The 12,823-nt window shown below is 43.2% G+C and carries 9 protein-coding genes; 6 read left to right on the top strand and 3 right to left on the bottom strand.

What is annotated here, in order from left to right; translation table 11 throughout:
- The first annotated feature begins 280 nt into the window (after positions 1-280).
- Together QUA13_RS01405 and dnaN are read left to right on the top strand one after the other, a co-directional pair.
- Complete coding sequence (locus QUA13_RS01405; protein WP_333196049.1) at positions 281-1,684, top strand: DEAD/DEAH box helicase; 1,404 nt, start codon at positions 281-283, stop codon at positions 1,682-1,684.
- A gap of 343 nt (positions 1,685-2,027) precedes the next feature.
- On the top strand, positions 2,028-3,539 hold the full coding sequence (dnaN, locus tag QUA13_RS01410) for a DNA polymerase III subunit beta (protein ID WP_333196051.1): 1,512 nt from the start codon (positions 2,028-2,030) through the stop codon (positions 3,537-3,539).
- 169 nt (positions 3,540-3,708) lie between these two features.
- Here the strand turns inward: dnaN and QUA13_RS01415 are convergent, their stop codons facing one another.
- Positions 3,709-4,161, bottom strand: coding sequence for a DUF4058 family protein (locus QUA13_RS01415; RefSeq protein WP_333196053.1), 453 nt, complete (start codon positions 4,159-4,161; stop codon positions 3,709-3,711).
- A gap of 65 nt (positions 4,162-4,226) precedes the next feature.
- Here QUA13_RS01415 and dnaX point away from each other — a divergent pair, with 65 nt between their 5' ends.
- Together dnaX and holA are read left to right on the top strand one after the other, a co-directional pair.
- The gene (gene dnaX / locus QUA13_RS01420; RefSeq protein ID WP_333196056.1) at positions 4,227-5,759 is read left to right on the top strand and encodes a DNA polymerase III subunit gamma/tau; all 1,533 of its coding nucleotides are present in this window, start codon (positions 4,227-4,229) and stop codon (positions 5,757-5,759) included.
- The gene (gene holA / locus QUA13_RS01425; protein WP_333196059.1) at positions 5,756-6,712 is read left to right on the top strand and encodes a DNA polymerase III subunit delta; all 957 of its coding nucleotides are present in this window, start codon (positions 5,756-5,758) and stop codon (positions 6,710-6,712) included. The genes dnaX and holA overlap by 4 nt, the downstream gene beginning before the upstream one ends.
- Before the next feature lie 233 nt (positions 6,713-6,945).
- On the opposite strand, the gene QUA13_RS01430 is transcribed toward holA, so the two are convergent.
- Entirely contained in the window at positions 6,946-7,548 is a 603-nt protein-coding gene (locus QUA13_RS01430; protein WP_333196061.1) for a hypothetical protein, read from the bottom strand.
- 454 nt (positions 7,549-8,002) lie between these two features.
- Here QUA13_RS01430 and QUA13_RS01435 point away from each other — a divergent pair, with 454 nt between their 5' ends.
- Both QUA13_RS01435 and QUA13_RS01440 read left to right on the top strand, forming a co-directional pair.
- Positions 8,003-10,636, top strand: coding sequence for a DEAD/DEAH box helicase (locus QUA13_RS01435; RefSeq protein ID WP_333196063.1), 2,634 nt, complete (start codon positions 8,003-8,005; stop codon positions 10,634-10,636).
- Positions 10,637-10,861: 225 nt separating this feature from the next.
- Positions 10,862-12,043 (top strand): hypothetical protein, encoded by a 1,182-nt coding sequence (locus tag QUA13_RS01440; RefSeq protein WP_333196064.1) that lies wholly within the window; start codon positions 10,862-10,864, stop codon positions 12,041-12,043.
- 449 nt (positions 12,044-12,492) lie between these two features.
- Here QUA13_RS01440 and QUA13_RS01445 read toward each other — a convergent pair whose 3' ends face one another.
- Complete coding sequence (locus QUA13_RS01445) at positions 12,493-12,708, bottom strand: hypothetical protein (protein ID WP_333196066.1); 216 nt, start codon at positions 12,706-12,708, stop codon at positions 12,493-12,495.
- Positions 12,709-12,823: the final 115 nt, after the last annotated feature.

Consider the following 12,823-nt stretch of genomic DNA (forward strand, 5'->3'; position numbering starts at 1 on the left):
ATTATTGTTTAACAACTAACAACAGCAGCAAAACTAGCTCTGAATTATCATAAAATTCAGAGCTGATTTTTGATTAAACAATACTTATGACAACTTTTTTTGTAAATGACATAATCAGAGTTTCAGGTAAGTTCACCTAACGAAAAATCAACCATTACAGCCATTCTTTTCTGAAATTCGGAACTATTGTTATAAGTCAGTTTTGATTTGAATGTTCCTCATACTCCCCCTCAAGCTAGCGCTTATTAGGATGCGATCGAATTAGCATTACTGTACACTAATGATTCAAACTTTACTAGAACGACCGCAGGAATTTAAACAAATTCCCTTTACTCTCAAGCCGCAGCAGCAGCAAGCACTCGACAATTTGAGAATATTTGCAAGCAGCACCGAGCCATTTTTCTTACTTTGCGGTTATGCAGGCACTGGAAAAAGCACACTTATTTTCCTTATAATCAAAGAACTCTTGGCTCAAAGCAAGCGTATTGCCCTTACTGCACCTACTAACAAAGCCGTCGGTATCCTCAGAAAAATGGCAGCATCTCAAGGCATTTTCGGAGTAGATTTTATGACAATACACCAGCTTTTAGGCTTAGGCATGGTTCGCAAAGAACAAGAGAAAGTCTTAGAACAGACAAGCTGTTGTTACCTCCACCTCTATGATATCATTTTCCTCGATGAATGTTCGATGGTTGGAACTCAATTGTGGTCTTGGATTGAGCGCAGATTTGAACATACTCTCTTCAATCAGCGGAAATTAATTCTCATGGGCGACCCAGCGCAACTTAATCCTGTTGGAGAAAAGCGCTCGCCTGCTTTCAATATTGCCAATAAAGCTGTATTAACTCAAGTAGTTAGACAAGCTGGAGAAAGCCCAGTCCTTGATTTTATTACGGAATGTCGCTCATTTGTCAAGAGTAAAACAGATGTCTTTTTGCCACATCCGAATTACAACTCATTGGACAAATCTAACGGTGCATTCAAAGTTAAACCAGAAGCACTCATCCAATATGCTATCAAAACCATCAAGCAAGAATTTGCCTCAAATCCTGATTGTTTCCGGATTTTGTGCTGGACAAACAAGCGAGTCAACTATTACAATCAGGCTGTTCGAGAACAACTTTATGGTCGAACAACTGCCAGATTTATATCTGGAGAAAGGTTAATTACTAAGAAACCAGTTCTGGCTCCTGATGGTAAGACTGTGATTTTAGCCACATCAACTGAATTTACCATACAGCAAGTTGAAATAAGTCAGCACTACGGCTACCGAGTATGGCTGTTGAAGATTGTGACTGATGATGGTCTATTTCGGCAAATCTTTGTGCTGCATGAATCGGAAAGTAAGCGCTACCAAGCTGAATTGAAAGAGAAACTCAAAAGTGCCAAACGTAATGGATTTCTCTGGCGGAAATATTACTGGTTTAAAGATGACGTATTTGCCGAAGTTGACAATTGCTTTGCCCTGACTATTCACAATTCTCAAGGTAGCACTTTTGATGAAGTTGGTTTGGACAGCAATGACATTTTGACTCGACTTTTGGTAGGCAAGGAAATGAGCAGCCAAGAGAAACTTAAAGAGTACCACCGTCTTTTATATGTTGGAACAAGCAGATGTCGCCAACGAATACTATTTGTCCCTCCTAATTCATTCAGAGTGCAACGAGTATTAGCTCAATTTTAGGGGAAGGGGAAGGGGAAGGAAAGATAAATTTTCGCTTTTTTGAGTTGAACTTTCTTCTCTCAGGACTTACGCACACGATGCCAGAAATCGGGTTTCTTCGTAGATATCTAGTTGAGAAAGCAACAATTTTTCAGAGAAATCCGGTTGATGAGCGTAAGTTCTGTTATCTCACTTATCAAAATCTAAATAATCAGTTTGCTTCAACTTGAACATAACGCGAGTTTACTGAACTTGTTCCACCCTTACCCCTCCCCTTCTCTTAACCTTCCCCTTCCCCTTCCCCTTCCCCTTCCTCACTGCTATCGCAGCGACCAATCAAATTCTTGACACCCGACTAATTATTATGGCAAAAACTCGACTTTCTGGAACACATTCTAAAGAGGAAGTAGTGGAGAGAACAGCTAAGAAAAAACGCTCAACTGTAACAGTCAGTAATTTGACTCCTACTACGAAGCCATCAGTCAAAAAAACAACTAAGCTTTCTTCTCCCCTACCCAAAACAACACAAATAGAAGAAGTAGCAGCGAACTACATCACAGACATTGGAACTTCTACACCTTCTGACACCCCAACAAATCCCACTCCAGAAAACCATCTCAATAATGAAATCACAGATTCTCCAACTCCGACATCTTCCCTATCGGCTGTTGAACTTGCCTGCAATTCAAGAGAATTCAACGATTATATACAGACACTCAAAAGCATCATTCCTAGCAATACCAGTCATCCTATTTTGTGCAATATCTTGATTGAGGCTGATGCCGAAAATCAACAACTGCACCTCACTGGTTACAATTTGGAATTTGGAATGCAAGTGAATTTTGACGCCAATGTCAATCAACCCGGAAAACTCACCCTTCCCGTACCTATACTCGCTGATATTCTGGGGAAATTTCCGAACGGCCGCCTTACCTTAAAGAGTTCCTTTGAAATTATCAAAGGAAGTGACATTCCCTCTGTCAGTGCGACTTTAAGTTCATCAAATAGCAAGCACGTTATTCGCGGGTTAGCTGCGGATGAATTTCCGACTATCCCTAGTGTTAAACAAAAACTCGTAACACTTCCTGCTAGTGTATTAATCGCTGTCCTCAAAGCTAGCTTATTTGCTGTTACTTCTGAGGAAACCAAACGCATTTTGATGGGAGCTAACTTTCAACTGAGTCATGACGCAGACAGAGGACTTAACCAACTAAGAGTGTGGACGACTGACGGGCATCGGGTAGCTATGATTGTCGGATTGAGTGAAAGCAGCAATTCTCAGTTTTTGAACTTTCAAACAGTAAATTTTACTGTTCCCGCTAAGGTACTCCGGGTATTGGAGCGTTCTGTAAATGCCAGTGACAAAGTTACGATTTATTATGATGGTTCGGCAGAACAACCTAGCAAATTTGTGGCGTTTGAGTGGAATAATTTGCGACTAACAGCGCAGTTACTGGAAGGAAATTACCCGAAATGCGACCAAATTATTGCTCCTTATCGGTCTGAACTTAGTCATCAAATCGTAGTTGAAAGACTCAGCTTTTTAAAAGCTTTAGAGAGGTTGGCTACTCATAGCGACAAGTCTCATATCACAGCAATTTTTGACTTTGATTTAGAGGCGCAACAAGTGCGAGCATCACTCAACAATACTCTCAGTTCTGGTACTGAGACAGTTGACGCCAAACTCTGGGGTTGTGACTTTCGGCTCAAGTGCGATATCCGCTATTTGATTGATACAATTAAAGCTGTTTCTAGTTCGGATTTGCGGCTGCTGATGGCAACTCCTACGGCTCCTCTACTGATTGTACCTTTTGGCACGCCAGCTTCAGGTACAGAGGCGTTAGAGTGCGAATACGTTGTGGCTCCGCAAGAATAATCGTGCATATGGGGAGTGGCATCTAAATTGGATGCCCTCTCTACAAATTACTCTATGAACGGCGATCGCATCTATCAAGTTGATATGTACACCGGGGCAGAAGTCAGGCATTCCCGATTGCGATCGCTGTCATACGATTCCGTCAACGATCACCCATTGATAATCACTCTCACGAGCGCGGTGGAACAGGCTGCTGTGAGTAATCAATTGCCAAGTCTAAGGCTGCTTCTTGATAAAGTTGTCCCAAAACCTCAGATAAATTCACAACAGGTTCTTGCTCTAATGGCTGCAAAGGAAACAAGAATTGGGGAATCGATTCACGCACATTAAACGGGTAGAGTTCAGCTTCGGGACGGAGATTAGCCCGACTGACCAGAATGCGGTAGTCTGAGCGAATCGAAACATCCATTGGTATAAAGTTTCCCATTCTTAGCAGATCGATTTCAACTAAGTGAGTAGCCCTGTTCAACACTTTTTGTCGTTTGGTGAGGTACTTTTCTCGACCTTCACCCACTCCTTTATTCTTAGGAGAGAGAACTTCTATCACCGTTACCACCTTTCCAGTCTTGACCTCCCGAATCTCCAGATAGCGTTCGGTAATTTCTTCAGTCAATCGTGGCATCAAGTTACGTATGCTTTATTTCAATACCAAATTCTCTAAAAAAACCATATATCCAGCACGTCTAAATGATGAATCGTACAACGGATTTAGACTTGCTATATATCCCCCTCATTCTTCCCCACTCCCCACTCGTTCCCCTCCCCTATCGGGGAATAGTTACCAGAACTATTCTAACTACTCCCATGTACCAACCACTGCACCTCAAATACCGACCAAAAAACCTCCAAGAATTAGTGGGTCAAGACACCATCAAAACAACCTTGACCAATGCCATCACCTCCGACAAAATTGCTCAAGCTTACCTGTTTACTGGCCCCAGAGGAACAGGCAAAACCTCAACCGCTCGCATCCTTGCTAAATCCCTCAATTGTTTGAATAGCAAAAAGCAAACCGCCACTCCTTGCGGAGAATGTTCAAGCTGCAAAACCATTGACTCCTGTTCAAGCTTAGACGTAACTGAAATCGATGCTGCTTCACATAATGGCGTGGATGATGCCAGAGAATTAATACAACACAGCAACTTTGCGCCAGCGATGAGCCCTTACCGCATCTGGATTTTAGACGAGTGCCACCAACTCAGTACCAGCGCTCAAAATGCTCTCCTCAAATGCCTTGAAGAACCTCCGGCTCATGTGGTGTTTATTCTCTGTACGACTGAAGCACATAAAGTCCTGCCGACAATTATCTCCCGCTGCCAAACTTTTAACTTCCGAGCCTTGTCAGTTGATGCTATTGTCGGACAATTGCACAAAATTAGCTCCACTGAATCTATTGAGATCGCAAGTGAGGCGATGCGGGCGATCGCTCGTACCTGTGACGGGGGGTTAAGAGATGCCCTACAATTACTTTCTCAGCTTTCACTGCTAAACTCAGAGATTACCCTAACTCAAGTTGCAGAAGTATCTGGCAGTATCAGCGAGCAAGACTCGATCGCCCTTCTCAAAGCCATTCATTCTGGCGATACCTTAAGCGTACTGCAATCTTCGAGAACGCTCATTGACAGCGGCAAAACCCCCAAACTAATTCTCAGCAGCTTGCTAGCAGCAATGAGAGATTTGCTCATTGTCAAATCAACGCGCCACTGCCAGAATTTAATTGCAGGGCCAGTAGGCTACTCACAACTGCGCTCGCTCGCTCTTCATCTCGATTTTGAAACAATTGATGCGGCTTGTACACAATTGCAAAAATCAGAATTTCAATTGAGAACTAGCACCAATGCGGCTACCTGGTTAGAAGTCTGTCTGCTGAACTTGATGCTGTCTTGCAAACCCGCTGCCCCCGAAACGCGGTTGCCGGCAACTTCCCAATCTAATCAGCCTGACAAATTTGATAAAACCCATCAAAAAATAGAGGCAGATTCTCCTGACTTTGAAACAACTTGGGCGCAAGTAGTAGCAGCAGCGAAACCAGGAAATCGTAGCCTCTTAAACCGTGCTCAAATTGCCGAACTTTCGGCTGATTCATGTGTGTTAGCAGTAGAAAGAAAATACGCGAACAAGTTTCAGAGTCACCTTGAATGCGTGCAGCGGATCGTTACTAAAGCTTTAGGCCGCTCTGTTACTGTAACTGTCAAACAACAGGAGGAATTAGCAGCATGATTAGCATCCTAATTGGGAATGACACCTACGCAATTGAACGAGAAGTTGAAAAGTTTAAGACTCAAACTCATCCTCTCTGGCGAGATTTCAACATCCACCGCTTCGATGCTTCTTCCCTGGATGCAGCCCTCTCTGCTGCTGCTTCAGTTCCTTTCGGCGGTGGAAACAAACTTATTGCCGTTGAAAATTGCGATTTCAAGCAATTTGGAGAAATGGGGCTAGAATTGCTGCAAATTTTGCCCCAATTACCTGCTACAACGCACTTAGTCTTCACTGCTGCTGTTATCGACAAACGGCTCAAGGTAGTCAAGCATTTATTGCTGTTTGGTAAACTTAAGGAGTTTACTCTCATTCCCCCTTGGCGTACTGATTTAATTGAAAGTGCGATCGCTGCTACTGCTAAACAAAAGAATCTCTCAATTGCCAGAGATGCTGTCAGTTATCTAGCGGTAGCGATTGGCAACGATTCTGCTAGAAGAGTTAGTGAACTGGAGAAATTAGCCATTTATGCAGCAGGCGCTCGCATTACGAAAGAAGCTGCTAAAATCCTCGTTCCAGCTACCACAGCCAACTGTTTTCAACTTGCCGAAGCTCTTTTAAAAGGTCAAGCAGTGGCGGCAATTAAGGTGCTTGATGAATTGCTATCTCGGGCAGAGTTTCCTTTAGCAATTATTGCCACTCTCCAAACTCAGTTTAAAACTTGGCTGTGGGTAAAAGCTACTATCAATTCCGACCAACAACGTTCTGATAGCGAAATTGCTAGTATGTGCGGAATTAGTAACCCCAAACGGCTGTATTTCCTTAAGCAGGAGGTTAAGGAAGTATCTGCGAACTTCTTAAGTCGATCGCTCTCCATTTTGTTTGATTTAGAAATTGCCCTCAAAACAGGAGATAAGCCTGACTCGATGTTGCCTGCTTTGCTCAGCATCACTCAACTCACTCACCTTAAATAACAGGAAAGCGCTGCCGAGTTAATTCGGCAGTCTTTCATTAACAATCCTGGAGGCAAAAACTGCTTTGCAACACTATTGGTAGCAGTAAGGTGCGCGGCGTACCCTACAGATAGAGTTTATGCGTAAGTCTTAATTAACTGTAGTGATAAAGAAGTTGTTTTTCTCATTAATTTATCAAAGAAGTTTTTGAGTTTATTTATCGCACTAGGTCGCTATTTTTGTTTAATAACAGCTCATCTTTCCTGCATCATCCAAACGAGAAAGCCCAAGATTTGCTCAACAGGAGGTAGTGGATAATCTGTAAGGTCAATGGACGCGCATTGCTCTTCTAGTTTAAGAAACCGCCAAACTGTACCGCTAGTTACCGTTCCGTAAATCGTCGATATCGGCTGTTGCTTTTGTTGGTTAAAGCGTTGAGCTGCAACCATTTCTGCAAGGCATTGCCCAAGAGCCGGTTTAAGGTCTTCTTTTTTGGCTGACACCAATATAACCGCAGGGGCTTTGATAAATAGTTGCTCCGGGGAACGACTAAGAAGAAAGTCAACATACCCTGTGAGTTCAGCCTCCGGTTCTACATTGAATTCCTCGCCTGAAAAAACGCTAATCTGTCCTTGAAGCTGGCGTTTTACTTCTAGTAACACAGGATTGATAATCCCCTCAGAACGAGCTTTTTCGCTACTCACCGCGATCGCCCAGGGAATCGTTTCTTTAAGAGTATCCTGTAGTAAAGGGCTAGGAGTGACAGGGGAAATTTCTGGTAAGAAACGCGAGCCTTCAATGATTGTGAGATGGAAATCATCTACAGCTTTGCTGAGAGTAAACTTACTGTAAGGCATAGGTTTATTATTTTTAATCGGATATTATAACACTTCGGGGTTAAATGAGGTAAGTCTGGTAATTGGTAAGCTGTCGCGTCTTTAAATTATATACTTAAATCCTTGTAGAAAAAGCGTAAAATTTTCTCCCTCTCTCCCCTTCTCCCTTTCTCCCTCTCTTCCCCTCATTCCCAATAGACACTTTAAATGCGTAGCAGCTTAATGGGCCGTTGACGCCTCACTTGCTTGAGAACCGCTATATACATAGCAAGTGTACTGTGTTAATGCTAGCGTCTCACGGGGCAGGGCGATCGCGCAGTGAGGTGGAAGTCTACCGCTTTGTTGGTTCCTGAACCAAAACCCATAATTGCTACCAGAATCAGTCCGACTCCCAGTTTTTTTATTAATTTCTTCTCTCGTTCTTTTTCCTACCTATCGGTAGTAAGAGAGAAAAGATTCATTCTTAGAGTGACCAATGCCTCCCAATTATATCAACCTTCTTTCCCAACTAATAGCCAGACATGATTTTCACCAAAATAACTTCCCAGAAGCAAGCCACTTGCAGCCAACTGCAACAGCCGATTTGTGTGAGTTTTTAGGCGAAGAGGTTATTTATCAGACAATCGCGACTGCTATAACTCCTAAGCTCTACAAAATTCCTCAAGACTTGCCGCCTTCAATAATTTCTGCTTTGCACCGCCAAGGCATTCAACAGCTTTATTCGCACCAAATTAAAACACTCAAAGCCGTGCGCCAGGGCAAAGATGTCATCCTCAGCACAGCAACAGCTTCTGGCAAATCTTTAAGTGCGTACTTGCCTATTTTAGAGGGCATTCTCCAACATCAATTTACTGCACTCTCTATTTATGGCTTGAAAGCTTTAACAGCCGACCAAAGTCAAAAACTTGCCGATTTGCTCCAACTGATTCCTGAGCCTGCGCGCCCGCGCCTTGCCCTTCTAACTGGGGATACTCCTCCCAAAACCCGAGAACAATTATTAGCTGCAAACCCTAGCATAATCAGCGCCACACCAGAGTTAATTCACTATGCGCTGAAAGGCGTTCACTGGAGTCAGCCTTGGCAGCATTTTTTAAGTCGCCTCCGCTATATTGTCCTAGATGAAGCTCACACTTTTAACGGAGTTTACGGAGCTAACATGGCTAGCTTAATTCGCCGCTTAAAATTGGCAGTAGACGAACGCGGAGGTTCTTCTCAAAAACTGCAATTCCTGATATTGAGTGCTACCGTTGGCAATCCCGTAAAATTAGCGAAGTTACTATCTGGTAGAAGTCGAAAGCGAAATATCAATAAACCCGAGCGGTTAGTTTGGATTAACTCTAGCGGAGCTGCTGTCCCAGAACGGCAATTAATTGTTACTAAACCGACTCATGATGCTAATTCCGATGTTGCTCGCATCATTATGTTTTTGTTGCAGCAAGGGCAAAGCGGAATTTGCTTCGGTAACGGCCGACAAGCAATTAAGAACTTGTGGGCAACTTTTAAGCAAGAAGCTGTAACTCAAACTAACTGTGGAATTGAGTCGCAAGTAGCAATTTTCTACGGCAGTTTAACAAGCGAGCGCCGCATGGAAATTATTAACTCTTTGAAGTCAGGAACAGTTAAGTGTATCCTCAGCACTAGCGCTCTCGAAGCGGGAATTGATTTGCCTCAACTTGATTTTGCTATTATTAGGGGATGGCCGGGAAGCTTGCAAGCTTTCAGGCAGAGGGCTGGCAGGGCCGGTCGGACAAACTCCGGTTTAATTATCTTCATTCCCATTGCACAATCACCTTTGGATAACTATTTTGCCGAGCGCCCTGAATTGTTGCTGTCGGCCGAATCTGAATTAGTGAGCTTTAATGCCAATTATCCCATAGATATTGCCAAACATTTGATGTGCGCGGCTGTTGAAACAGGCATTCGGGCCAATAAGCTCAAGCACTACTTTGGCAAAAGCGCTCATATAATTGCAACGGCTTTAATTGAGCAAGGTGTTCTTCACAGAAGCCGGGATAAATTATGGGCTAAAGGCTTTCCGCATAAAGATGTAAACTTTCGAGGGGGAACGGGTGCTAGCACGATACAACTGGTGGATGCGGATACTCAAGAAGAGATTGAAGTCCTCAGTGCGGAGATTGCTTATCGAGAGGTATTTCCTGGTGCTATTTACCGCACGCAAAACTCAGACGGCTGTTTGGTGACTTATACTTCGCGCTCGCTCTTGAATGGCAAAGCTATTTTGCAAAACACCCCTGAAACTCAACTCTTTACTGTAGCGATTAGCCACACTGATACCAGCCTCAAGCAGAATTTGAGTTTGCCTCAACAAATCCCGTTGATTATTCCAGAAGTTGAAGGAAATGTTCAAACCAATTCAACGGATAGTAATGCAATTCCAGCTCAAGCTATTCTGGAACTGGTTTGGGGAGAAATTAGCCAACTCGTCACTGGTTATCAATTATTAACTCGCAATTACGAGTTAACTTGTCTCAATAGAAAGTGTGTCAATTACAAAGAGCATTTACCAAAATGTACTGCCTGTCCTGTTTGTGGCAAGAGAACTCGCTCTGCTGAGCTAACATCGGTTCTTAATGAGGTAAACTTTGAGCAACCTTACGAAATCAAATTTGCGACTCCTGTACTGCAAATTAGTTTTAATTCCCCGGTTGCATGTTATCTGCAACGGGTAGTAACAGCTACTCGCCAGGAATTGCTTCAGTCTCAACAGGAGATTCCTCCCGGATATCAGCAGTTGTGGGAGTACCCCGCGAATTTGTTGGCTATTCACAGTTTCGGCCATCAAATTTTAGCAGCTTTACCTCTGACTATTTTGGCTTCACCTAATGATGTGAATTTTCTGGTAGAGAAGAGAGGTGCAAATGACTATGCAGGACTCTTTTACGATTTAGCAGAAGGGGGTTCGGGAACCTCGGAAGCTATTTTTCGTTCTCTCCGTCAATTAGCTCATGCGGCTGCTGAGTTAGCCCGCAGTTGTTCTTGCAGTTCTGGCTGTCCTAAATGTTTGATTCAGTCGGGATGCCCTGATGGCAATAAAGCTTTACTTAAGCAGGTGGGGCTGCTGCTGTGCGAAGCATTTTCTACTCCTTAAATATCAAAAAATTGGTGGAATTGATGGCTGAGAAATGGGAATGGGGAGAGAAATAGGGAAAATGGGAGTGGGGAATAGAGTGTAGCTTTTTTCAAACAAAAAAGCTACGCCCTATTCCCAATTTGTTTTTACTGTTTTTATTAAACAAGACGCTGCTTGCATCAACATAGAATTGTGCGAACCGCTACTGCGGTTTTTAGAGGTGCACTTTTCAGATTTGTACTCATGAAAACTAAGCTCGTTTTGCCAGTTATTGACTCCAAAACTAGAGAGTCAATGCTGTTCCATTTCAGAACGCAACCCTATAAACCAAAGAAAAAGCCAGCTCTAATCCCTAACCTAAAACGAGATTTAAAGCCGGGCTGGCTTTTAACAATTCTCGCACAAATAGACCGATGTTTATGGGGAAGGTGGGATTATTGGGCTTTGTGTCAAGCTGTCCCCAGTCATGCCTGGATGCGGTGGCAGATGGAACCAATGCTAGCCATTCTGGAGAACAGAAAACCCGAAAAATTACCCAAATTTGTAATTGAGGAAACTTTGCCAGCAGAACCGATTCCCCAAATTGAATGGCAGTATTCTCCTGCCGCAGAAGCCATGTTAGATAATAGCCTCAATTGCATTCCTCAACATGGAGAATGGAAAACTTGGTCAGCTTGGGACTATTTGGAGTTTTTCTTGGACTGGGTTTTGTTCGCATTCGGACATCCAGCTTATAAAATGTTACCCAAAGAACCGGCCGGCTGTGAAGGTGCATCAATGCGTCTTTATCAGATGTTTGACCTGTCAATTCTGATGCTATATCCTGAAGATTATATGGGCAGACTGCTACCCCAAATCTGCGGAAAGACTGCTCAAAAAAGTTCAGGGTTTTATCCGACACCTTTAGCTTTGTGTCAGTTGATATCTAAGTTAGTCAGTGGTGATAAGACAGAGCGAATTTCCAGCTTCAATGAACCCGCTTGCGGTACGGGAGCTTTAATGTTAGCACAGTCAAATTACTATCTGAGCGGTATCGGTCAAGATATAGACCCTACTCTGTTAAAATGCGCTTTGTTTCAGTTTTATTTGTTTTCACCTTGGCTGGCTGTTCCGATTTGGTGGTTGGGTAAAACTGATTTGCTCCTTGGCAATACTTTAAGTAGCGATCGACCTCAATCAATGAACGCCACTTATTGGTACAATGAGTGGTTTGAGCCTGTCGAGTCTCAGGCTAAAAATCATACTGATTGTCCAGTCGAACATGAAATAAGTTCAGGAGAAAGCTCAGAAGTTATTGACTTGAATGATCAGACATCAATTCACTCAAATCCAGTAGTTCAAGAAGTTGTTAAGGGCAAACGCCGACCCAGAAAGACGACAACATCGCCTCATCAATTTACGCTGTTTAATTTGGATGAGTTCTAGACCAATACCTACCTATCGAACGATTGTTGTGGTGCAGGTGAAGAGTTGAGTAAATCGCATTTAAGGTTTTTCTCACTCTTAGCAACCAAGCTACCGATATCGCTGGCAAGCTATCACGCAGGAGTTCGGAATTCGGAAAGCAACAAGCCGAAGAAAGCGCCGTCAGACACTCAGCTGCGATCGCGACTACACAACTCGCTTTAGGGTGCATGAACGCCAGAACTATCAATCTATCAATCGCTATGCACCCTAAACGCCGATAATTTAAGGTGCATAAACGTCAAAACCACTAATCTATCAATGTCTATGCACCCTAAACGCCGATAATTTAGGGTGCATAAACGTCAAAACTACTAATCTATCAATTGCTATGCACCCTAAACGCCGATAATTTAGGGTGCATCGATACCAGAACGACTAATCTATCAATTGCTATGCACCCTAAAAATTTAAGACTTGAGCTTGCCCAGATAGAATGAATGATGCGTGCCGTCTTTACGAAATCTCAAGTAGGCATAGGGGCCACATCCTTTAATGGTCTTGGATTCGATGTATCCCCTACTACCGCGCGCACCGGTAGCAGCCATTTTTTCTTCTCGTTTTTCTTCCCAGTCTGAGTCGGCTTCCAACTCCGACAACCTTTTCTCTTCAGCGTCAATTAGCACCTCAATTGCATCGAGAAGGTACTTGAGCTCTTCCAGCTTACAGCAGATTGCAGGTTTATAGATGACAGTAACAGCATTTAGTAAACCAGTTTTTTAAATGTTGAGGATTTATTAA

This window comes from Microcoleus sp. S28C3 (assembly GCF_036700785.1).
Lineage (GTDB): Bacteria > Cyanobacteriota > Cyanobacteriia > Cyanobacteriales > Microcoleaceae > Microcoleus > Microcoleus asticus.